This window comes from Enterobacter cloacae complex sp. HYC003_NIDB (assembly GCF_056673375.1).
Window position 1 is genome coordinate 2027387 of record NZ_CP114220.1, and the last position, 22868, is coordinate 2050254.

General features: G+C 56.1%; 24 protein-coding genes. 11 read left to right on the forward strand and 13 right to left on the reverse strand.

The annotated features are described in order from the left end of the window. Positions 1-28 precede the first annotated feature (28 nt). Complete coding sequence (rlmA, locus tag O1722_RS09535) at positions 29-844, forward strand: 23S rRNA (guanine(745)-N(1))-methyltransferase (RefSeq protein ID WP_033486812.1); 816 nt, start codon at positions 29-31, stop codon at positions 842-844. On the opposite strand, the gene mntP is transcribed toward rlmA, so the two are convergent. From mntP to manX, 5 genes are all read right to left on the reverse strand, one after another. Further along, positions 841-1407, reverse strand: coding sequence for a manganese efflux pump MntP (gene mntP, locus O1722_RS09540; protein WP_023296797.1), 567 nt, complete (start codon positions 1405-1407; stop codon positions 841-843). The two genes, rlmA and mntP, sit on opposite strands and share 4 nt — an antisense overlap. A 400-nt stretch (positions 1408-1807) precedes the next feature. Continuing rightward, positions 1808-2266 (reverse strand): DUF986 family protein, encoded by a 459-nt coding sequence (locus tag O1722_RS09545; RefSeq protein ID WP_015570303.1) that lies wholly within the window; start codon positions 2264-2266, stop codon positions 1808-1810. Between the two features lie 54 nt (positions 2267-2320). Continuing rightward, on the reverse strand, positions 2321-3172 hold the full coding sequence (locus tag O1722_RS09550; protein ID WP_006810994.1) for a PTS mannose transporter subunit IID: 852 nt from the start codon (positions 3170-3172) through the stop codon (positions 2321-2323). 12 nt (positions 3173-3184) lie between these two features. Continuing rightward, on the reverse strand, positions 3185-3985 hold the full coding sequence (gene manY / locus O1722_RS09555; protein ID WP_003859914.1) for a PTS mannose transporter subunit IIC: 801 nt from the start codon (positions 3983-3985) through the stop codon (positions 3185-3187). Between the two features lie 47 nt (positions 3986-4032). Next, positions 4033-4995 carry a PTS mannose transporter subunit IIAB gene (manX, locus tag O1722_RS09560; RefSeq protein ID WP_017384327.1) on the reverse strand — a complete coding sequence of 321 codons (963 nt, stop codon included), beginning with the start codon at positions 4993-4995 and terminating at the stop codon, positions 4033-4035. A 462-nt stretch (positions 4996-5457) separates the two neighbouring features. Here manX and yoaE point away from each other — a divergent pair, with 462 nt between their 5' ends. Then, positions 5458-7017, forward strand: coding sequence for a CNNM family cation transport protein YoaE (yoaE, locus tag O1722_RS09565; RefSeq protein ID WP_006810992.1), 1560 nt, complete (start codon positions 5458-5460; stop codon positions 7015-7017). Positions 7018-7023: 6 nt separating this feature from the next. Here yoaE and O1722_RS09570 read toward each other — a convergent pair whose 3' ends face one another. From O1722_RS09570 to pabB, 4 genes are all read right to left on the reverse strand, one after another. Continuing rightward, positions 7024-8622, reverse strand: a complete 1599-nt coding sequence (locus tag O1722_RS09570) for an EAL domain-containing protein (RefSeq protein ID WP_033486813.1) — start codon at positions 8620-8622, stop codon at positions 7024-7026. Positions 8623-8751: 129 nt separating this feature from the next. Further along, the gene (sdaA, locus tag O1722_RS09575) at positions 8752-10116 is read right to left on the reverse strand and encodes an L-serine ammonia-lyase (protein ID WP_003859920.1); all 1365 of its coding nucleotides are present in this window, start codon (positions 10114-10116) and stop codon (positions 8752-8754) included. Between the two features lie 184 nt (positions 10117-10300). Continuing rightward, on the reverse strand, positions 10301-10879 hold the full coding sequence (locus tag O1722_RS09580; RefSeq protein WP_017384324.1) for a CoA pyrophosphatase: 579 nt from the start codon (positions 10877-10879) through the stop codon (positions 10301-10303). Further along, the gene (gene pabB, locus O1722_RS09585; RefSeq protein WP_017693261.1) at positions 10876-12210 is read right to left on the reverse strand and encodes an aminodeoxychorismate synthase component 1; all 1335 of its coding nucleotides are present in this window, start codon (positions 12208-12210) and stop codon (positions 10876-10878) included. Before pabB ends, O1722_RS09580 begins: the two co-directional genes overlap by 4 nt. Positions 12211-12271: 61 nt before the next feature. Between pabB and O1722_RS09590 the strand changes: the two genes are divergently transcribed. Further along, positions 12272-12454 (forward strand): YoaH family protein, encoded by a 183-nt coding sequence (locus O1722_RS09590; RefSeq protein ID WP_003859925.1) that lies wholly within the window; start codon positions 12272-12274, stop codon positions 12452-12454. Positions 12455-12459: 5 nt separating this feature from the next. On the opposite strand, the gene O1722_RS09595 is transcribed toward O1722_RS09590, so the two are convergent. Beyond that, positions 12460-12804 carry a RidA family protein gene (locus O1722_RS09595; protein ID WP_003859927.1) on the reverse strand — a complete coding sequence of 115 codons (345 nt, stop codon included), beginning with the start codon at positions 12802-12804 and terminating at the stop codon, positions 12460-12462. A 133-nt stretch (positions 12805-12937) separates the two neighbouring features. Here O1722_RS09595 and yoaA point away from each other — a divergent pair, with 133 nt between their 5' ends. From yoaA to rnd, 5 genes are all read left to right on the forward strand, one after another. Continuing rightward, a complete protein-coding gene (gene yoaA / locus O1722_RS09600; protein ID WP_033486814.1) occupies positions 12938-14848 on the forward strand; it encodes a DNA repair helicase YoaA in 1911 nt (636 codons plus the stop codon). A 66-nt stretch (positions 14849-14914) separates the two neighbouring features. Continuing rightward, the gene (tsaB, locus tag O1722_RS09605) at positions 14915-15610 is read left to right on the forward strand and encodes a tRNA (adenosine(37)-N6)-threonylcarbamoyltransferase complex dimerization subunit type 1 TsaB (protein WP_015570308.1); all 696 of its coding nucleotides are present in this window, start codon (positions 14915-14917) and stop codon (positions 15608-15610) included. A gap of 37 nt (positions 15611-15647) precedes the next feature. Continuing rightward, positions 15648-16229, forward strand: a complete 582-nt coding sequence (locus O1722_RS09610; protein WP_023303883.1) for a Slp family lipoprotein — start codon at positions 15648-15650, stop codon at positions 16227-16229. Between the two features lie 203 nt (positions 16230-16432). Further along, positions 16433-18118: a long-chain-fatty-acid--CoA ligase FadD gene (gene fadD / locus O1722_RS09615; protein WP_003859933.1), complete on the forward strand. Its 1686-nt coding sequence runs from the start codon at positions 16433-16435 to the stop codon at positions 18116-18118. Between the two features lie 83 nt (positions 18119-18201). After that, positions 18202-19317 (forward strand): ribonuclease D, encoded by a 1116-nt coding sequence (rnd, locus tag O1722_RS09620; protein WP_122959317.1) that lies wholly within the window; start codon positions 18202-18204, stop codon positions 19315-19317. Positions 19318-19403: 86 nt separating this feature from the next. On the opposite strand, the gene minE is transcribed toward rnd, so the two are convergent. The 3 genes from minE to minC are packed head-to-tail and all read right to left on the reverse strand — an operon-like array spanning position 19404 to position 21216. Next, entirely contained in the window at positions 19404-19670 is a 267-nt protein-coding gene (gene minE, locus O1722_RS09625; RefSeq protein ID WP_003859937.1) for a cell division topological specificity factor MinE, read from the reverse strand. A 3-nt stretch (positions 19671-19673) separates the two neighbouring features. Then, complete coding sequence (minD, locus tag O1722_RS09630) at positions 19674-20486, reverse strand: septum site-determining protein MinD (protein ID WP_003859938.1); 813 nt, start codon at positions 20484-20486, stop codon at positions 19674-19676. A 22-nt stretch (positions 20487-20508) separates the two neighbouring features. Next, a complete protein-coding gene (gene minC, locus O1722_RS09635) occupies positions 20509-21216 on the reverse strand; it encodes a septum site-determining protein MinC (protein WP_015570311.1) in 708 nt (235 codons plus the stop codon). Positions 21217-21339: 123 nt separating this feature from the next. Between minC and O1722_RS09640 the strand changes: the two genes are divergently transcribed. From O1722_RS09640 to O1722_RS09650, 3 genes are all read left to right on the forward strand, one after another. Then, positions 21340-21615 (forward strand): YcgL domain-containing protein, encoded by a 276-nt coding sequence (locus O1722_RS09640; RefSeq protein ID WP_033486816.1) that lies wholly within the window; start codon positions 21340-21342, stop codon positions 21613-21615. Between the two features lie 47 nt (positions 21616-21662). Next, positions 21663-22322 carry a fumarylacetoacetate hydrolase family protein gene (locus tag O1722_RS09645; protein WP_033486817.1) on the forward strand — a complete coding sequence of 220 codons (660 nt, stop codon included), beginning with the start codon at positions 21663-21665 and terminating at the stop codon, positions 22320-22322. 93 nt (positions 22323-22415) lie between these two features. Continuing rightward, complete coding sequence (locus O1722_RS09650; RefSeq protein ID WP_015570314.1) at positions 22416-22856, forward strand: YcgN family cysteine cluster protein; 441 nt, start codon at positions 22416-22418, stop codon at positions 22854-22856. Positions 22857-22868 lie beyond the last annotated feature (12 nt).

Here is a 22868-nt window from a genome sequence, read left to right on the forward strand (position 1 = left end):
GCCTTTTGGTTTACGCCCTGGAGCTGTCATGTCTTTCAGTTGTCCCCTTTGCCACGCGCCGCTGACGCGCGCGGAGAAAACGTTTATCTGTCCACAGGGACATCAGTTTGACCGGGCGAAAGAGGGCTATGTAAATCTTCTGCCGGTACAACACAAGCGCTCCCGGGACCCGGGTGACAGCGCGGAGATGATGCAGGCGCGCCGGGCGTTTCTCGATGCCGGGCACTATCAACCGCTCAGGGATGCCGTTGTCGCCTTACTCCGTCAATATCTGACAGAAGGCGCATCCGCCATGCTGGATATCGGCTGCGGCGAAGGTTACTACACCGCCACGTTTGCTGACGTGGCGGCTGAGAAGGGTGCCGAAACTTTCGGGCTGGACGTGTCGAAAGTGGCAATCCGTGCGGCAGCCAAACGCTACTCAGCGGTAACGTTCTGCGTGGCCTCCAGCCACCGCCTGCCGTTTGAAGAAGCGAGTATGGACGCCGTGGTGCGTATCTATGCGCCGTGCAAGGCAGAGGAGCTGGCGCGCGTCGTTAAGCCTGGCGGCTGGGTTATCACCGTCACGCCAGGGCCGCGTCATCTGCTGGAGTTAAAAGGGCTGATCTATGATGAAGTTCACCTGCATGCGCCGCACTCTGAACAGCTGGCGGGCTTTGCGTTAAAGCAGGCGCAGTCGGTAGCGTATGAAATGACGTTGCAGGGAAGTGAAGCCGTGGCGTTACTGCAAATGACGCCGTTTGCATGGCGGGCAAAACCAGAGGTGTGGGAAACGCTGGCAGCGCAGACAGAATTTCGCTGCCATACGGATTTCAGCATCCATTGCTGGCAGCGCGAAGGTTAACCCGCGAAGTGTGCCCAAAGGATTTGGGCACCAATCCCGATCAACACGATACCGCCCAGAATTTCGGCGCGTTTGCCTAAGAGCGGGCCAATGAACCGACCCACCATCATCCCCAGCGTTGACATGATCAGCGTGGCGCAGCCAATCGCCAGCGCGGTGGCGATAATATTGACCTGCAAAAACGCCAGACCGACACCCACGGCCATTGCATCCAGGCTGGTTGCGATGGCGGTTGTCACCAGAAGCCAGAAGCCGTGGCGTTGCAGCGGCGCATCATCTTCATCGCCGTTACCACGAAAGCCTTCAATCACCATGCGTCCGCCGAGGAACACCAGCAGCACGAAAGCAATCCAGTGATTCCACTCCAGCACGAACTGGCTGGCGAGCATCCCCAGACCCCAGCCGATAAGCGGCGTCAGCGTTTCGATAGCACCAAATATGAGACCGGTACGCAGGGCGTCGGAAAATTTAGGTTTATGGAGGGTGGCACCTTTACCAATAGAGGCGGCAAATGCGTCCATGGACATGCCAAAAGCCAGAAGGATCGTAGCGGAGATATTCATAAGAGCGTCCAGACCGGGGATATCCATATGACACATCACTGCCCCCAGTAAACAGCAGTTGATGTATCTATGGTCTCGCCTGATTGCTTTTGGCACAGTAAGTGTGCTGAAAACGATCCGTACGCGCCACGTTTTTCAACGAGTATGTTGACACGTACATTTCCCGCAGGCAGGAAATCGGCTACTCCCCAACGACGGGCGCAACCTTAACATATTTTGAGAATATAAAACAACAACGAAGATGGCTTTATATAGCCACTATATTGATAACGATTTTCATTTAGATTTATGCGTGAAAATATCGTTAACAAAAATAAGGCAATTAACAGAGGAGATATAGCATCGGCTATATTGCTGGTTTAAGAATAATGCAATATATAGCCGATGCTATAATATTAACTCATTGAGTTTTAACGAGTAATTTGTAGATCTTTTCCAGGTCATCAATATTTTTGACCCGGATGAGCAGGCGGCGTTGTTCTAATTGCATCACCAGAACCCCGTCTTCGGATAAATTCATCTCTTTAATACGGTTATATTCTATCCAGACATTGGCGAAGAAGAATCCGTGTTTTTTAAAAATGAGTTTTGGCGAGCGGATCCAGAACAGGTAAATCGCCATTAATGCCAGCGCACATAATAACCATGTGGTTAATATTGCGCCGTGGCTGGTCACATTATTGTAAATCAGGATGACTACCAGACCGGCGAAGATAAACGCATCAATGCGTCCACGGCGTAAGAGGGGAAGGGTCAGCAGCGTCTCGCCGTGGCGGCGAGGCATAATGAACTCGTCATAGATCGCGTAAGCCAGAAGGGCAACAATAAATAAAACCAGTACGGTGTCCGTGACAGTCATTCATCCTCCAGATAAAAAGACCGGGGGCAAGCCCCCGGTCGGTAACGCATTTTATTACAGACCCAGCAGGCCGACGGCGTAGCCCGCGATACCGATGACGAAGAAGCCAACGATGATCCACAGCGGGTTCACTTTCTTACGCAGCAGCCACATACAGGCGAAGGTTAACAGCAGCGGTACCAGGCCCGGCATCAGCTGGTCCAGAATCGTCTGCACGGTGGTAACGCGCGTCTGACCATCCTGACCAGTGATCGTCGATACCACCAGCGGGATGTTCACGTGCGTCCACTTGTTAACCAGCGCCCCCATTACAAACAGGCCGAGGATTGACGCCCCCTCAGTCAGTTTTTGCAGGAAGCCGCCGCCCATATCCTTAACGATATCCACCCCTTTACGATAACCGTACGCCACGCCGTAGTAACGGGTCAGCAGACGCACCGCGTTGAACAGGATGAAGAACAGCAGAGGACCGAGCAGGCTGCCGCTCATGGCGATCCCGGCGCCCAGCGCCGCAAAGACCGGCCGCACGGTACCCCAGAAGATCGGGTCGCCCACGCCTGCCAGCGGCCCCATCAGACCAACTTTGATACCGTTGATGGCACCATCGTCGATCTCAGCCCCGTTCGCACGCTGCTCTTCCATTGCCAGCGTCACGCCCAGAACCGGCGCCGCAACATAAGGATGGGTGTTGAAGAATTCCAGGTGACGCTTAATTGCCTGACGGCGTGCTTCGTTGTTTTCCGGATACAGGCGTTTGATGGCCGGCACCATGGAGAAGCAGAAGCCGAGCGCCTGCATACGTTCGAAGTTCCATGAACCCTGAAACAGGTTAGAACGGATGAACACGCCACGAATATCACCCGGAGTGAGTTTTTTCTCAGTGGTAGTTTTTGTCATATCAACCATTTCGCTCACCTGTTAGTCCAGTTCGTTATCGAGATCGTTGTTACCAGCAGCCTGCGCAGGGGCACCCGCGACACGGTTGTATTTCGGGCTGAGCTGGATATAAAGAATCGCCATCACCGCACCAATCACACCCAGCGCAACCAGGTTGAAGTTGGTGAACGCAGCGGTAACGAAGCCGAGGTAGAAGAATGGCATCAGGTAGCCCGCGCGCATCATGTTGATGACCATCGCATAACCGACCACCACGATCATACCCCCGGCGATATTCAGACCGCTGGTAACCACTTCAGGGATCGCATTCAGCATGCCCTGAACTTCGCTGGTACCGACAGAAATCGCCACGATAACCGCAGGGATTGCGATACGCATCGCTTGCAGGAACAGGGAAGAAACGTGGATCCAGGAGAGCGCGGTGAGGTTGCCGTTTTCGGCCGCCTTATCCGCCGCGTGCTGGAAGGCAACGGTAATAGTACGGACGATAATGGTCAGCACCTGACCCGCTGCGGCCAGCGGGATGGCCAGCGCGATACCGGCACCAATACTCTGATGACCAGCGATAACCAGAACGGTTGAAATAATGGACGCCAGCGCGGCATCTGGCGCAACTGCCGCACCGATGTTCATCCAGCCGAGGGCGATCATTTCCAAAGTACCACCGATGATGATACCGGTTTTCATGTCACCGAGAACGGCGCCAATCAACGTACAGGCCACCAGAGGGCGGTGGAACTGAAATTCATCAAGTACGGACTCCATACCCGCAATACATGCGACGATGAACACCAGCACAATCTGAAGAGTAGTAATCTCCATTGCACTTCTCCTATTACATAAGCTCTATATGAAAAACCGGCCCGGGCTTATTTCCCCACTTTGCCGATCAAATCCATCATTTTCAGTTTCTGGTCCGTGGAAACCTTACGGGCTTCCAGTTCGATACCGCGTGCATTCAGTTTGTTGAAGGCCTCGATATCTTTCGCATCCACTGAAATCGCGTTGTTGACCTGCGTTTTGCCCTGACGGAATGCCATACCGCCAATGTTAACGGAGGTGATTTTCACGCCGCCTTCAACAATGCGTTCGACGTCTGTCGGGTTGGTGAAGAGAAGCATCACGCGCTCACCCGCATATTTCGGGTTGTTGTAAACGCGGATCATTTTGGCGACATCCACGACGTGCGCGGTGACGCCCGGCGGTGCAACCTGGGTAAGAAGGGTTTTACGGACAGTGTCGGCGGCCACTTCGTCACTGACCACGATGATGCGTTGTACGTTGGTCTCTTTGGTCCAGCGTGTTGCCACCTGGCCGTGGATCAGACGGTCATCAATACGCGCAAGGCCGATAACCATGTAATCGTTCGGACCCATTGGCTTCGCCGGTGCTGCCGCCCTTGGTGCAGCAGGGGCAGGGGCCGGTTTTTCAACCGGCTGCGCTTTCAGCGCCTTCACGCCTTCGCGACCGGTTTCCACCGCCAGTGCCACCAGTTCATCAAAACCTGGGTTGTCGTCACGCGCCATGAAGGTTTCCACCAACATCGGGATATTCACCCCGGCGACGACTTCATAATGCTCTTTATCGACGACAATGCGGCTGGCAGCGTTGAACGGGCTGCCGCCCCATGTATCCACGAGAAACAGCACGCCTTTGCTGGTATCCAGCTTCTCAAGCTGAGCAGTGTATTTTTCAATCAGCGTCTCGGCATTTTCACCGGGAACGAAATCGATCCAGCCGACGTTTTCCTGCTCGCCCAACAGCATTTCTGCCGTTTTGAGTAACTGCTCCGCAGCCCAACCATGTGTGCCTATGACAATAGCAATGGTCACTTGCTACCTCCTTTTATTATCATGTATACGTCTGCCAGGCAGGCGTACTGAGAATCGTATTGGCGAACCGAATCGATTCAGATAAGGGTTAGAGTTCAAAAAACTAAGACTTCCGCGAATTATTTTAGATAGTGAAAAAATAATTTATGTGATGAAGATCCGTAATTTAGCTAAGCCTTACAGATTTTTCTTTAAGTTAATCCGCGTGTGTTACAGAAGTTTGCAAAGGAACGTAAATCTTTGCTAAAAACCAATTGTCTCTGATATGTTTAGCGTCCGTTTAATTATTCAGGAGTATGGGGCTACAGCCCACTATATGGACCGTCACCGACGTCAGTCATCTTCCAGGCCATTCCGCGCCTTATTCATCGGCGATCTTCGCCACGCATCGACTCTCATTCCCTTTGAAATGCCCGAAATTAGCGGGGCACCGTTTTGTCATTCCTTTAGCAGGAGCGTGTCATGGAATTCTTAATGGACCCGTCAATCTGGGTAGGCTTGCTTACGCTGGTCGTGCTGGAGATCGTTCTCGGTATTGATAACCTGGTGTTTATCGCCATCCTCGCGGATAAGCTGCCGCCGAAACAGCGTGATAAAGCCCGTCTGATCGGCCTCTCGCTGGCGCTGATCATGCGTCTGGGCTTGCTGTCTGTGATCTCGTGGATGGTTACCCTGACGAAGCCGCTGTTCACCGTCATGGATTTCACCTTCTCCGGCCGCGATTTAATCATGCTGGTGGGGGGACTGTTCCTGCTGTTCAAAGCCACAACAGAGCTGCATGAACGGCTGGAGAACCGGCAGCACGATGATGGCCACGGTAAGGGTTACGCCAGCTTCTGGGTGGTTGTTCTCCAGATTGTGGTGCTTGATGCGGTCTTCTCACTGGATGCGGTGATTACGGCGGTCGGCATGGTGAACCATCTGCCGGTGATGATGGCGGCGGTGGTGATTGCGATGGCGGTAATGCTGCTGGCGTCAAAACCGCTGACGCGTTTCGTCAACCAGCATCCGACGGTCGTTGTGCTGTGTCTGAGCTTCCTGCTGATGATTGGTCTGAGCCTGGTGGCAGAAGGGTTTGGCTTCCATATTCCGAAAGGCTACCTGTACGCCGCGATTGGCTTCTCGATTCTGATCGAGCTGTTTAACCAGATTGCGCGCCGTAACTTTATTAAGCAGCAGTCGAATCAGCCGCTGCGAGCCCGTACCGCAGATGCGATTCTGCGACTGATGGGCGGACGTCGTCAGGTCAACGTGCAGGCTGATAACGAGAACCGTAACCCGGTTCCGGTGCCGGAAGGCGCGTTTGTGGAAGAAGAACGCTACATGATCAACGGCGTGCTTTCGCTGGCTTCCCGCTCCCTGCGCGGCATTATGACGCCGCGCGGTGAGATCAGCTGGGTGGACGCCAACCTGAGCGTTGACGAAATTCGTCAGCAGCTGCTCTCCTCGCCACACAGTCTGTTCCCGGTCTGCCGGGGTGAGCTGGATGAGATCATCGGTGTCGTACGCGCGAAAGAGATGCTGGTGGCGCTGGAAGAGGGCGTTAACGTCGAGGCCGTAGCGGCCGCGTCGCCCGCCATCGTAGTACCGGAGACGCTGGATCCGATCAACCTGCTGGGCGTATTGCGTCGTGCCCGCGGGAGCTTTGTTATCGTCACCAATGAATTTGGTGTGGTACAGGGCCTGGTGACGCCGCTGGACGTGCTGGAAGCCATTGCCGGTGAATTCCCTGATGCGGATGAAACCCCGGAAATCGTTGCCGACGGTGACGGCTGGCTGGTGAAAGGCACCACCGACCTGCACGCGCTCTCGCACACGCTGGGCGTCGAAAACGTGGTCAATGATGATGAAGACATTGCCACCGTCGCGGGGCTGGTGATTGCCGTTAACGGGCAGATCCCGCGTATTGGTGATGTGCTGGAGCTGCCGCCGCTGCAAATTACCATCGTCGAAGCCAACGACTATCGCGTTGATATGGTGCGTATTGTTAAAGAGCACTCTGCACACGACGAAGAAGAGTAACGCTATCTAGTGTAACGGCAGTAAGGGCACGATGTGTCCGTTGTGGCGGGCTGGCGGAGAGTGACTTTCCGCCAGCCATTTCGGAAACTCGCGCAGCGGCATTGGCCGCGCATACAAGTACCCCTGCAAAATATGTACGCTGTGACGGCGCAGGTAGCGTGACTGCTCCTCGGTTTCCACCCCTTCCGCAACCAGTTCAATATTCAGCCGCTGACCCAGCGCAATAATAATATCCGTTACCGTTGAGTTCACGGCGTCGGTGCCGATCGCGGTGGTGAAGGATTTATCAATTTTCAGCACATCCGGATGCAGTTTTTCTAGCCATGAAAGTGAGCTGTTGCCGGTACCAAAATCATCAATCGCAAGTTTCACCCCTTTGCGGTGCAGCTCCCGCACGATGCGGTAATCCACATCCAGCAACGCATCGCGTTCGGTTAACTCCACGATCAACTGTTGAACAGGGCTGGCGTTAAACCAGATGCGGTTGAGATCCTGGATCAGCGCAGCGCGGCGAAAATGGCTGGCGGCCACGTTAATGCCGATATGGAAATCGCGCGAGGCCGGGAAATAGCCTATCTGCCGCACCGTTTCGCTGATGACGTAGCGGGTAAGCGGAACAATCAGGTTATGTTCTTCGGCCAGAGGGATAAAGACATCGGGCGAAATCCATCCCTGACGCGGGTTGTTCCAGCGCAGGAGGATCTCGACGCCGACGCATTCCCGGGTGCGGGCATTCACCAGCGGCTGGCAGAAGAGCTCAAACTCCCTGGCCGCAATTCCCATATTGATTTCCCAGGTGAAACTGATGCGCCGCGCGGTGGCGAGCCAGGCGATATAGCCCATCAGTAAGCTGAGCATTAACGCCAGCGGCAGCTGGGTGGGCAGATTTTTTAACGCCATTTCGCCAGGCCCGGGGCCGCTCACCGTGACGCTGAAAGGGTAATGCTGTGACGATTGTTCCAGCAGGGAGGCGTTTTCATCGAAGGTCGGCGTAGTCGTCACCTGTTGCCCGTCGCGGAGGAAGTTATCTCCTACTCTCAGGACAACGTCGGTGATCTGCGGCCGCTGCGGCTCAAGAATCATTTTAGTGATGAGATCGATATTCACCACCTCCATCACCCCGTCGTTGCCGTCGCTCGCGAGGGGAGACCACTGAATCAGTACCGGGCTGCCTTTTACCAGCCACCGATCGGTCAGCAGCAACAGCCTGGATTCACTGACCGGCAGCTCCGGCACAAACTCACTGACGGGCACATTACGGCTGCCAAAGACGCTTGAGCAATACAGTATTCCGTCTTGAATGAGGGCGATGGAGCGTACGGTCTGGAGGATCGCCGCCTGTTTTCGCAGGATCAGATTTGCTTCGGAACAGGGTATGCCAACCAGTGAAAGTAGCGTTTCCCGCTGGGCCTCTAACGAAAGAAGCACCTTATCAAGCGCACGCACGGTGTGGTGGGTAAAGTCGTGGATCCGATCCTGATTTATGTTGCGCTGTGAAATAAAGCGAATACCCAGCGTCAGGACGAGCGTAACGAGCGCAACCGTGACACAGACGATAACGCGTTTTCGGCGATAGTCTTTAATGATCGTTTGTGCAGTTTGCATGAACGGTCGCCTGTTAAGCACCGGCCAGAAAAGCCAGACGCAACAGTGACAGTGTAGTGGGGAATACGCGAAGCGACGAGACGAGAGGGGAAAATTCGCCCATCCGTTGCAGATGGGCGAAAGGAAGGCTTAGTCGCACTGCACCTTAATGGCCAGACCGCCGCGCGAGGTTTCACGGTACTTCGCGTTCATGTCCTTGCCGGTCTCGTACATGGTTTCAATAACCTTATCCAGCGACACGCGTGGCTCGCTGGTACGGCGCATCGCCATACGCGAGGCGTTGATCGCTTTGACGGAGGCGATGGCGTTACGCTCAATGCACGGCACCTGCACCTGGCCGGCAACCGGGTCACAGGTCAAGCCGAGGTTGTGCTCCATGCCGATTTCCGCCGCTACGCACACCTGCTCAGGGCTGGCGCCCAGCAGCTCCGCCAGGCCAGCCGCCGCCATGGAGCAGGCTACGCCCACTTCACCCTGACAGCCCACTTCAGCGCCGGAGATGGACGCATTCATCTTGTACAGCGCGCCGATAGCGCCTGCCGCGAGGAAGTAACGGATATAGATGTCCGGCGTCACGGGCTCAATAAAGTGATCGTAATAGGCCAGCACCGCCGGAACGATACCGCACGCGCCGTTGGTTGGCGCCGTCACGACGCGACCACCCGCTGCGTTCTCTTCGTTAACCGCGAGGGCAAACATGTTCACCCAGTCGACCACGTTCATTGGGTCATTGGAGAACTTGTCGGTAGTGACCAGCATGCGGCGCAGCGCAGAGGCACGACGCGGTACGCGCAGTGGCCCAGGCAGAACACCCTCGGTGTTCATCCCGCGGTCAATACAGGCGCGCATGGTTTGCCACACGTTAGCAAAATAGTCTTCAATCTCTTTCTTGCTGTGCAGCGCCAGTTCGTTCTGCATCACCATGCCTGACAGGGACAGACCGGTCTCTTTGCAGTAGCCCAGCATCTCGGTGGCCGATTTAAACGGATAGGGCACATTGACGTCGCCCGCGCTCTCTTTACCAAAGTGTTCTTCGTCAACGATAAAGCCGCCGCCGATGGAGTAGTAAGTTTTGCTGTAGATCTCTTTTTCGCCACTCCAGGCGTGGATGGTCATGCCGTTTTCATGCAGCGGCAGGTTGTCGCTACGAAAACGCATCCCGTCATCCTGCGGGAAGTCCACTTCGTGCTGGCCGTTAGCCAGCAGCAAACGACCGCGCGTTTCCACGTCGCGGATAAATGCCGGAATGGCATCAATATCAACTGTGTCCGGCATATTGCCCGCCAGACCCATAATAATGGCGATATCGGTGTGGTGGCCTTTACCCGTTAATGACAGTGAACCGTAAACGTCTACGGCGACACGGGTAACGCTTTCCAGTAATCCTTTTTCGACCAGATCATCGACGAACTGTTTACCGGCCTTCATCGGCCCTACAGTGTGGGAAGAAGATGGACCAATCCCCACTTTGAACATGTCGAATATACTAATCACTTTCACACTCCTGACAGGGTTACTGGGGTTCCAGTAACGATGTTATAACTGCGCATAGTGTAAGAGGGAACACCAACCTCGGCTTAACTATTCACATGAATTAAACTAATGGTTAACGATGGTTTTGCTAATAGCGCGACGCCGATCGCAAACCTGCCAGAAAAGGGTGGAATGTAAAGTATAGTCAAGGCTTCAGGCCGATTTGCAGGGCCAGCTCACGAATGATGCCTGCCGTCATGCCCCAGACAAAATAATGCTGATACCACGACAGCCAGACCCGATGATCGTGTCCGCGGCGGTGAATATCCAGCGGGTGATAGCGACCCAGACGAAGGGCCTCTTCCAGCGGCATTTCGAATACCGCTGAAACTTCATCGACGCTGGCGTGATACTGAAGATCGGGCGGAATAATGCCAACGACCGGCGTGACCTGAAAACCGGTTACGCTGTCCACTGGCGGCAGCACGCCGATCACCTCGACCGCCTCCGGGGGGATCGCCACTTCCTCATGCGCTTCGCGCAGTGCGGCGGCAATCAGGGATGCATCGGTGCTGTCCACCGCGCCGCCCGGGAACGCAACCTGACCGGCGTGTTTTCGCATATGCGGTGAGCGCTGGGTAAGCAACAGACCCGGCTGCTCACGACGCACGACCGGGATCAGCACCGCCGCCTGACGTTGATTCAGCGTGGCGCGGTTAACCTGGGGCCGCAGAAGCTGAAAGCGCGACAGAAAATCATCCAGCGTCAGGTTGTCTTTCTTCACCGTGAGTTCTCCAGTTGTTTCAGGATACGATTCACTTTATCAAAGGTTTCCTGATATTCCGCCTCCGCCTGGCTGTCGGCCACAATGCCACCGCCTGCGGAACAGTACAGGTTACCGTCGCAGGCCGTCAGGGTGCGAATAGTGATGCTGGTATCCATGGTGCCGCACAGACTCACATAGCCGATGCTGCCGCACCAGGCGTTGCGGCGATGCGGTTCCAGTTCGTCGATGATCTCCATCGCCCGGACCTTCGGCGCGCCGGTAATGGAGCCGCCCGGAAACGCGGCGCGGAGCAGATCGCAGGCGGTTCGCGAGGCCGGCAGACGTGCGGTGATGGTGCTGACCAGATGATGCACCGCCGGGAATGGCTCCACGACGAACAGCTCCGGCACGCGCACGCTGCCCGGCTCGGCGACGCGGCCAATATCATTGCGCATCAGATCGACAATCATCAGGTTTTCAGCGCGATCTTTCGGCGAGGCCGCCAGCGTCTCCGCCTGCTGACGGTCGGCGTCGGCATCGGCAAGGCGCGGCAGGGTGCCCTTTATCGGGCGGGTCTGAATCATACCGTCAGCCAGGTGAATAAAACGCTCAGGCGAAAGGCTGAGGATGGCGCCGTGTTCAAGGCGTAAAAATGCGCTGAACGGGGCCTTATTGCTGGCATTGAGGCGGGTAAACGCCTGCCATTCGTCTCCCTCGTATGCCGCCTGGAAACGCTGGGCAAGGTTGACCTGATAACAGTCGCCGCTGTGAAGATACGTCTGCACGCGGGAGAATTTTTCCGCGTATTCCTCCGCGCTCATGTTCGAGCGCCAGCCGGAGGTTAGCATAAAGCGTTCCGGGGCGGCGGGCCGTTGCGCCTCAAGCCAGGCCAGACGCGCCTGCACGTCCCGGTGGCTTAGCAGAGAAACCGTCTGCTTACGGTGATCCACGATCAGCGCCCAGTCATAGAGCCCAACCGCCATATCCGGCAGGGAAATATCCGCCTGCGCATGCTCGGGCAGCTTTTCGAAACGGCGACCCAGATCGTAACCAAACAGGCCCAGCGCGCCCCCCTGGAAAGGCAGATCCGGATCCGGTGTGGCAGATAAGCCCAGAGCATGGATCTCGTTCTGGAGTCGCATCAGCGGATCGTCAGTTGGCGACAGCGCATCGGTCGTCAGCGTTTTAACCGGGTCGGCCACCAGAATATCAAAGCGGCTGTAGGGATGATCCGCATGCCCGGAGTGCAGGAGCATCGCAAAAGGCAGGTGGCTCAGACGGGCAAACCAGAACTCGGCGGCGTCTGCACGCCAGGGCAAGGTCATAACAGTGGGGAAGCGCATGTTCATGTATGGCATACTACCGGGCAGCGTGAAATAATTAGCGCGAATAATTTAGCAGGAGTTAACGATGTTTGCAGGTTTACCTTCTCTCAGCCATGACCAACAGCAGAAAGCCGTTGAACGTATTCAGGAGCTGATGTCCCAGGGGATGAGCAGCGGACAGGCAATTTCCCAGGTCGCGGAAGAACTTCGCGCCACCCATACCGGCGAGCGGATCGTGGCGCGCTTTGAGGATGAAGATGAAGAATAACCGGCTTACACTGCCGCGATAATCTTGATCTCAACCTTATATTCCGGTTTCATCAGCGTGGCCTGTACGGTGCAGCGTACAGGCGCGTGACCCGCCACCACCCACGCATCCCAGGCTTTATTCATCGCCGCGAAATCGTCTTTATTCGCCAGAAAAATCGTCGCATCCAGAATGCGGGATTTATCGCTGCCCTGTTTTTCCAGTACGGCGTCGATCTGCGCCAGGGTGTTGGCGGTCTGCTCGAAGGCGTCAGCGTCCAGATTGGCAGGGACGCCGGTGTAGTACAGCGTCTGGTTGTGGATCACCACATCAGACCAGCGGGCTTCGGCATCAATGCGCGTAATTGTCATAAACGTATCCTCGTTATCTTTCGTCGTCAGGCGGCAAGACTGCCACAATGTTCCGCCGTCGTCACTATTTGGGGTGGCACCGGAGAGAAGGGGCTGACATAATCCCTGTGCAAAAATACAGTGAGAGAACACCGTGGCAGACGATTTTTCCCCAGAAGGTCACTTAGCACAGGCTATTCCCGGCTTTAAACCGCGCGAACCCCAACGTCAGATGGCGCATGCCGTCGCGCACGCCATCGACAAGGCGCAGCCGCTGGTCGTGGAGGCCGGCACCGGTACGGGGAAAACGTATGCTTACCTCGCTCCTGCGCTGCGGGCGAAAAAGAAGGTGATCATCTCTACGGGATCAAAAGCGCTCCAGGATCAGCTCTACAGCCGCGATTTACCCACGGTGGCGAAAGCGCTGAAATACAAAGGGCGTCTGGCCTTGCTGAAAGGGCGTTCTAACTACCTGTGTCTGGAGCGCCTTGAACAGCAGGCGCTGGCGGGCGGCGACCTGCCGGTACAAACCCTGAGCGATGTGATCGTCCTGCGCGCCTGGGCCAACCAGACGGAGGAGGGGGACATCAGCACCTGCGCGAGCGTGCCGGAAGACTCCCCGGCCTGGCCGCTGGTGACCAGCACCAATGACAACTGCCTCGGCAGCGACTGCCCGCTGTATAAGGACTGTTTTGTGGTGAAAGCGCGTAAAACCGCGATGGACGCCGACGTGGTGGTGGTGAACCATCACCTGTTTCTTGCGGATATGGTGGTCAAGGACAGTGGTTTCGGCGAGCTGATCCCGGAGGCGGAGGTGATGATCTTCGATGAAGCCCATCAGCTACCGGACATCGCCAGCCAGTATTTTGGTCAGTCGCTCTCCAGCCGTCAGCTTCAGGATCTGGCGAAAGATATTACCATTGCCTATCGCACCGAACTCAAAGATACCCAGCAGTTGCAGAAGTGCGCGGACCGCCTGGCGCAATGCGCACAGGATTTCCGCTTACAGCTTGGCGAGCCGGGCTATCGCGGCAACCTGCGCGAACTGCTCGCAGACAAAAATATCCAGCGCGCGCTGCTGCTGCTCGATGATGCCCTTGAACTCTGTTACGACGTGGTGAAGCTGTCCCTCGGACGTTCAGCGCTGCTGGACGCCGCTTTCGAGCGCGCCACGCTCTACCGTGGGCGGCTGAAGCGGCTGAAAGAGATCAACCAGCCGGGCTATAGCTACTGGTACGAATGTACCTCGCGCCACTTCACCCTGGCGCTCACGCCGCTGACCGTTGCTGATAAATTCAAAGAGGTGATGGCGCAAAAGCCCGGCACCTGGGTCTTTACCTCGGCCACGCTGTCGGTCAATGACGATCTGCACCACTTTACCGAGCGCCTCGGCATTGAGCAGGCGGAATCCCTGCTTCTGCCGAGCCCGTTCGACTATGAGAAACAGGCGCTGCTGTGCGTGCCGCGCAATCTGCCGCTGCCTAACCAGCCGGGCGCGGCGCGCCATCTGGCGGCCATGCTGAAGCCGATGATTGAGGCCAACAACGGGCGCTGCTTTATGCTCTGCACCTCACACGCCATGATGCGCGAACTGGCCGAGCAGTTCCGCGCCACCATGACGCTACCGGTGCTGTTGCAGGGGGAAACCAGCAAAGGCCAGCTGCTCCAGCAGTTTGTCAGCGCCGGTAATGCCCTGCTGGTGGCGACCAGCAGCTTCTGGGAAGGGGTGGACGTGCGCGGCGATACGCTCTCGCTGGTGATTATCGATAAGCTGCCGTTCACATCGCCGGACGATCCGCTCCTGAAAGCGCGCATGGAGGATTGCCGTCTGCGCGGGGGCGATCCGTTCGACGACGTCCAGCTGCCGGACGCGGTCATCACGCTTAAACAGGGGGTAGGGCGACTGATCCGCGACGTCACCGACCGCGGGGTGCTGGTGATCTGCGACAACCGCCTGGTGATGCGTCCCTACGGCGCCACCTTCCTCGCCAGCCTGCCGCCCGCGCCGCGCACGCGGGATATTAAACGCGCGGTCCGCTTCCTGGCGAACCCGACGGCGGAGTAATTCTTCCCGGAGTGTGTTAAGATGCGCGCCATTTTGTGACTGACCATTGCGAGAGCGCGACGACTGATGCGAATTCTGGCTATTGATACCGCGACAGAGGCCTGTTCCGTTGCCCTGTGGAACGACGGTACGACTTTTGCTCATTTCGAAGAGTGCCCACGGGAACACACCCAACGTATTCTGCCCCTGGTAAAAACCATTTTAACCGAGGGCAACACCGCCCTGACTGACCTCGACGCGCTGGCCTACGGCCGTGGTCCGGGCAGCTTTACGGGCGTACGTATCGGGATTGGCATTGCGCAGGGGCTGGCGCTGGGCGCTGACCTGCCGATGATCGGCGTCTCAACGCTTGCGACCATGGCTCAGGGCGCCTGGCGCATGACCGGGGCCACCCGCGTGCTGGCTGCGATTGATGCCCGCATGGGGGAAGTCTACTGGGCGGAGTACACCCGTGACGAAAACGGCGTCTGGCACGGCGAAGAGACGGAAGCGGTGCTTAAACCTGAAGCCGTCACCGGGCGCCTGAAGCAGCTCTCCGGTGAGTGGGCGACGGTCGGAACCGGCTGGCCGGCATGGCCTGAGATGGCGAAGGACACCGGCCTTACGCTGGTGGACGGTAACATGCTCCTGCCCGCCGCAGAAGATATGCTGCCGATTGCCTGTCAGCTACTTGCCGCAGGAAAAACCGTGGCGGTTGAACATGCTGAACCGGTTTATTTACGAAACACCGTCGCGTGGAAGAAACTTCCTGGCCGCGAGTGAATCTCAGTAACAGGAACTGAGAAAAAGGAGTCGCATCATGGCGGTTCAGACTAAAGTTGTACGCTTTCTTATGGCAGGCGCGGTTGCCATAGCACTGAGCGGGTGCGTCACCGTTCCTGATGCGATCAAGGGCACCAGCCCGACGCCACAGCAGGATCTGGTACGCGTGATGAATGCCCCGGAGCTGTATGTCGGGCAGGAAGCGCGGTTTGGCGGCAAGGTGGTTGAAGTGATAAACCAGCAGGGTAAAACCCGACTGGAGATTGCCACTGTCCCGCTGGACGACGGCGCGCGGCCTGTTCTGGGTGAAGCCTCGCGCGGGCGGATCTACGCTGACGTCAGCGGCTTCCTCGATCCGGTAGATTTCCGCGGGCAGCTGGTGACCGTCGTCGGGCCGATTACCGGTTCGGTGGCGGGGAAAATCGGCAATACGCCATACAAATTTATGACCATGCAGGTGAACGGCTACAAACGCTGGCGTATCGCCCAGCAGGTGGTGATGCCGCCACAGCCAATCGATCCGTGGATGTGGGGACCGCATCCGTATCGTTACGGCTACGGTGGCTGGGGTTGGTACAATCCAGGCCCTGCACAGGTTCAAACAATCGTAACTGAGTAACTTACTGTTATTGTTAGGAAAGAGACAGCGGCTCAGCCGCTGTCTCTGTTTTTCTACGGATAAAACGAAAAAAAAGAGTGACGCGCTTCGCAACCTGCAATCTGAACAATTAATAAACTGGTACGCTGAGTTAATATAATGTTAACAAACTGTTTATTATCGGGGCTGTGATGACGACGAACACTCATTTCAGAGGTGATGCATTGAAAAAGGTTTGGCTTAACCGTTATCCCGCGGATGTCCCTGCGGAGATCAATCCTGACCGTTATCAATCCCTGATTGAATTATTTGAACACTCGGTACGGCGCTACGCTGACCAGCCTGCATTTGTGAATATGGGCGAAGTGATGACCTTCCGTAAGCTGGAAGAGCGCAGCCGGGCGTTTGCGGCCTATTTACAGGAAGGGTTGGGCTTGCAGAAAGGGGATCGCGTCGCGCTGATGATGCCAAACCTGCTGCAATACCCGGTGGCGCTGTTCGGGATCCTCAGGGCAGGGATGATTGTGGTTAACGTTAACCCGCTCTATACCCCGCGCGAGCTGGAACATCAGTTGAATGACAGCGGCGCGGCGGCGATTGTGATTGTCTCCAACTTTGCCCACACGCTGGAAAAAGTCGTTGAAAAAACTCAGGTTAAGCACGTCATCCTGACGCGCATGGGCGACCAGCTCTCTACCGCGAAAGGTACGCTGGTCAACTTTGTCGTTAAATACGTTAAGCGGCTGGTGCCGAAATACCACCTGCCGGATGCCATCTCCTTCCGCCGCGCCCTGCATGCGGGCTACCGGATGCAGTACGTGAAGCCGGAGATCGTGTCTGAGGATCTGGCATTTCTGCAATACACGGGCGGTACCACCGGCGTGGCGAAAGGGGCGATGCTGACCCACCGAAATATGCTGGCGAACCTTGAGCAGGTTAATGCCACCTACGGGCCGCTGCTGCACCCGGGCAAGGAGCTGGTGATCACCGCGCTTCCGCTGTATCACATTTTTGCGCTGACCATGAACTGCCTGCTGTTTATTGAGCTTGGCGGTCAAAACGTATTGATCACCAACCCACGCGACATTCCGGGGCTGGTCAAAGAGCTGGCGAAATACCCGTTCACCGCCATGACCGGCGTGAACACCCTGTTTAACGCGCTGCTTAACAATAAAGAGTTCCAGCAGCTCGATTTCTCCACGCTGCACCTCTCTGCGGGTGGCGGGATGCCGGTTCAGCAGGCGGTTGCCGAGCGCTGGGTGAAACTCACCGGGCAATATCTGCTGGAAGGCTATGGCCTGACGGAGTGCGCCCCGCTGGTCAGCGTTAACCCGCATGATATCGACTATCACAGCGGCAGTATCGGTCTGCCGGTCCCGTCGACGGAAGCAAAACTGGTGGATGATGAGGATAACGAAGTGCCTCACGGTGAGCCAGGAGAGCTGTGCGTCAGAGGGCCGCAGGTGATGCTGGGCTACTGGCAACGTCCGGATGCCACGGATGAGATCATCAAAGACGGCTGGCTGCACACGGGCGACATCGCGGTGATGGATGACGAAGGCTTCCTGCGCATCGTCGATCGCAAGAAAGATATGATCCTGGTGTCAGGGTTCAACGTCTATCCGAACGAAATCGAAGACGTGGTGATGCAGCACAGCGGCGTGCTGGAAGTGGCGGCGGTGGGCGTTCCTTCCGGCAGCAGCGGTGAAGCGGTGAAGATATTTGTGGTCAAGAAAGATCCTTCTCTGACCGAGGATGCGCTGATAACGTTTTGTCGCCGTCAGCTGACGGGCTATAAAGTGCCGAAGCTGGTGGAATTCCGGGATGAGCTGCCGAAATCCAACGTCGGGAAGATATTACGACGAGAATTACGTGACGAAGCCCGTGCCAAAGTGGACAATAAGGCCTGAGCTTCACGTTAATCGCCCAGACGCCGGTTAATCCGGCGTTTTTTATGGGCGCAAACAAAAGAGAGTCCGATTTGAATTACCAGATGATCACAACCAACGACGAGCTGGCTTCGCTGTGCGAGGTGACGCGTGAATTTCCCGCTATCGCCCTGGATACGGAATTTGTCCGCACCCGAACGTACTATCCGCAGCTGGGTCTGATTCAGATGTATGACGGCAAACACGTGTCGTTGATTGACCCCCTCGGCATTACCGACTGGGCGCCAATGCGCGAGCTGTTGCTGGATACCGCCGTGACCAAATATCTGCACGCGGGCAGTGAAGATCTGGAAGTATTTCTCAACACCTTTGGCATCATGCCGCAGCCGCTGATTGATACCCAGATCCTCGCGGCGTTCAGCGGTCGTCCGCTCTCCTGGGGTTTTGCGGCGATGGTGGAAGAGTACACCGGTCTGACGCTGGATAAGAGCGAATCGCGTACCGACTGGCTTGCGCGCCCGCTGACGGCGCGTCAGCTTGAATACGCCGCGGCAGACGTCTTTTATCTGCTACCGATTGCCGGCCAGCTCATGAAAGAGGCTGAGGCGTCCGGTTGGCTGTCTGCCGCACTGGACGAGTGCCGCATGACGCAGCAGCGTCGTCAGGAAGTGGTTGATCCGAAAGAAGCCTGGCGTGACATCACCAACGCCTGGCAGCTGCGCACCCGTCAACTGGCCTGTCTGCAATTGCTGGCTGACTGGCGTCTGCGTAAAGCGCGTGAGCGCGATCTGGCGGTTAACTTCGTGGTGCGTGAAGAACACCTGTGGGCGGTGGCGCGCTATATGCCGGGTAGCCTTGGTGAGCTGGACAGCATTGGCCTTTCCGGAAGTGAGATCCGTTTCCACGGTAAAACGCTGCTCGCGCTGGTAGAGAAAGCTCAGCAGCTGCCAGAGGACGCACTGCCAGAACCGCTGCTTAACCTGATGGATATGCCGGGCTACCGCAAGGCGTTCAAAGACATCAAAGCGCTGGTGCAGACGGTGGCGGGGGAAAGCAAACTGAGTGCCGAACTGCTGGCTTCACGTCGTCAGATTAACCAGCTGCTGAACTGGCACTGGAAGTTGAAACCGCAAAATGGTTTACCGGAACTGGTCGCCGGATGGCGGGGGGAACTGATGGCCGAACGCCTGAATACCCTGCTGGAAGGGTATCCGCGCTAAAGAATTGTAGCCCCGGTAAGCGCAGCGCCACCGGGGAAATTGCCGGGCGTCGTGATGCTTACCCGGCCTACAAAACCACAAATGGATTAACGCGACTCTTCCGCTTCCGGAAGCGTCACGTTCAGCTCCAGAATCGAAATATCCCCGTCTTTTTGCTCCAGCTGAACGGTGACCATTTCCGGGTCAATCTGCACGTATTTGCAGATCACTTCCAGAATGTCTTTGCGCAACTGCGGCAGGTAGTGCGGTTCGGCGTCGCTACGACGACGTTCCGCCACAATGATTTGCAGACGTTCTTTTGCGATGTTGGCGGTGCTTTTTTTCCGCGAGAGAAAAAAGTCCAGTAATGCCATAACTTATCCTCCGAACAGGCGTTTGAGGAAACCTTTCTTCTCTTCTTCAATGAAGCGGAAAGGACGTTCTTCTCCCAGCAGACGGTCAACGGTATCCGCATACGCTTTACCTGCGTCTGCCTGTGTATCTAGGATCACGGGCTCGCCCTGGTTAGAGGCGCGCAACACGGACTGATCTTCCGGGATCACGCCAACCAGTTTGATGCGCAGGATCTCCAGCACGTCTTCCATGCTCAGCATGTCACCTTTGTTCACACGGCCCGGGTTGTAGCGGGTTAGCAGCAGGTGCTCTTTGATTGGCTCCTGGCCATTTTCCGCACGGCGGGATTTCGAGGCCAGAATGCCGAGAATACGGTCGGAGTCACGTACTGACGAGACTTCCGGGTTGGTGGTGATGATGGCTTCATCCGCGAAGTAGAGCGCCATCAGCGCGCCGGTTTCGATACCGGCCGGGGAGTCGCAGACCACGAAGTCGAACTCCATCTTTTTCAGATCGTCGAGCACCTTTTCCACGCCTTCGCGAGTCAGCGCGTCTTTATCACGGGTCTGAGACGCCGGAAGAATGTAGAGGTTCTCGGTACGCTTATCTTTAATCAGCGCCTGGTTAAGGGTGGCATCGCCCTGAATGACGTTCACAAAGTCATACACCACGCGACGCTCGCAACCCATGATCAGGTCCAGGTTACGCAGACCGATATCGAAGTCGATTACGACGGTTTTCTTTCCCTTCTGGGCCAAACCAGTAGCGATGGCCGCGCTGGAGGTGGTCTTGCCAACGCCTCCTTTACCCGAAGTCACAACAATAATGCGTGCCATAGAAATTCCTTGTTAAAAGGGATCAATTTAACGGTTGAACGGTCAAAGCGTTATCTGCCAGTTGCAGACGGGCCGCTTTGCCATAAAATTCGGCTGGGATTTTATCGCTCAGCCAATATTCACCTGCGATAGACACCAGTTCTGCCGTCAGGTGAGTACAAAAAATTTGTGCTTCTCGATCGCCGCTGGCGCCCGCAAGCGCACGCCCACGCATCATACCGTAAACGTGAATATTGCCATCTGCAATCAGTTCTGCGCCCGCACTGACGTGGCTTGTAACAATCAGATCACAGTTTGGCGCATAAATGCGCTGACCGGAACGAACCGGCAGATCAATCAATCGCGTTTTTGTGACTGGGGCTACATTTTGCGCCGGAGGCGGGGGAGCGGGAACGGTTGCAGGCGTTGCACGCGGAGCTTTTTCTTTGCCCTCGTTTAACAAGGGCAAACCCGCGCGTTCAATTTCGGCTTTTAACTCTGCGTCTTTGCAGCCGCTAATACCCACGATGCGCAACCCCGTGGAGACGACGGCCTGCTGGAGTCGCTTCCAGTTAACCGGCCCCTCAAGGTCGCTTACATTGACGACGACAGGAGCATGCTTAAGAAAAGCGGGAGCCTGCGCGATTTTGTCTTCTAACGCCTGACGAATAACCTCGGGTTTTGCATCATGCAAATGAACCACTGATAAGGTGAAGCTACTGCCTTTAAGCTCGATGGGCGTATTTGACATCCTGGCCTTACTCAATTTGCTATTAACCGCAACACATCGCCGCGATATTCCGAAGAGTATCAGGCATGTTATAGTCAGGAGTATATTGAGGCAAGCAACCACCCGTTAATTCAGAGTAAAAACATGTTTTGTGTGATCTACAGAAGTACCAGCCGCGACCAGACCTACCTTTATGTCGAAAAGAAAGACGATTTTTCCCGCGTGCCTGAAGAATTAATGAAAAGCTTTGGCCGACCGCAGCTGGCGATGCTGCTGCCGCTGGACGGCCGTAAGAAGCTGGTGAACGCCGATCTTGAGAAAGTCAAAAAGGCGTTAACCGAGCAGGGCTATTATTTACAGCTTCCGCCGCCACCGGAGAATTTATTAAAACAGCACCTTGAGCTGAGCGGAAAGAAATAAGCCCGGGTCTTTCCGGGAACAACTCATCAACCGATTAGGGGTCGACCATGTATCAACATCATAACTGGCAAGGTGCATTACTGGATTATCCCGTCAGCAAAGTGGTCTGCGTGGGCAGCAACTATGCAAAACATATTCAGGAGATGGGCAGCGCCGTGCCGGAAGAGCCGGTTCTGTTTATTAAGCCAGAAACCGCACTGTGCGATATTCGCCAGCCGCTGGTTCTGCCGCAGGGACTGGGCTCGGTGCATCATGAAGTGGAGCTGGCGGTGCTGATCGGCGCGACGCTGCGCCAGGCAACTGAAGAGCATGTAGAGAAAGCGATTGTGGGTTACGGTGTCGCGCTCGACCTGACGCTGCGTGACGTCCAGGGCAAAATGAAGAAAGCGGGGCAGCCGTGGGAAAAAGCCAAGGGTTTTGATAATTCATGCCCGATTTCCGGTTTCGTTCCGGTGAGTGAATTTACCGACGATCCGCAGAACACGCCGCTCAGCCTGAAGGTCAACGGCGAGATCCGCCAGCAGGGAACAACCGCTGACATGATCCATAAGATCGTTCCGCTGATTGCCTACATGAGCCGCTTCTTCACCCTGAAACCTGGCGACGTGATCCTAACCGGCACTCCGGAAGGTGTGGGGCCGCTGCTTGGCGGCGACGAACTGGACGTCAGTTTTAACGGCCTGTCGCTGAAAACCCGCGTGCTGTAAAAGCACCTTGCCGCCTGAAAAGGGCGGCAAAACTTGCATCAACGTGCCAGACTCGTTATAAGGTGCGCTCTATTTTGACGTGTGGACATCCCGATGAACGACATTCCTTTCTGGCAAAGCAAAACTCTCGACGACATGACCGACGCGGAGTGGGAATCGTTGTGTGACGGCTGCGGGCAGTGCTGCCTGCATAAGCTGATGGATGAAGATTCGGACGAGATCTATTTCACCAACGTAGCCTGCAAGCAGTTAAACATCAAAACCTGCCAGTGCCGCAACTATGAGCGCCGTTTCGAATATGAGCCGGACTGCATCAAGTTAACCCGTGAAAATCTGCCGACCTTTGAGTGGCTGCCGCATACCTGCGCGTATCGCCTGCTGGCGGAAGGAAAAGATCTGCCCACATGGCATCCGCTGTTGACGGGGTCGAAAGCGGCGATGCACGGTGAACGTATTTCCGTGCGCCACATTGCGGTGAAAGAGTCCGAGGTGCGCGACTGGGAAGACCACATTATGAATCACCCTAATCGGTGACAATAAAAAACC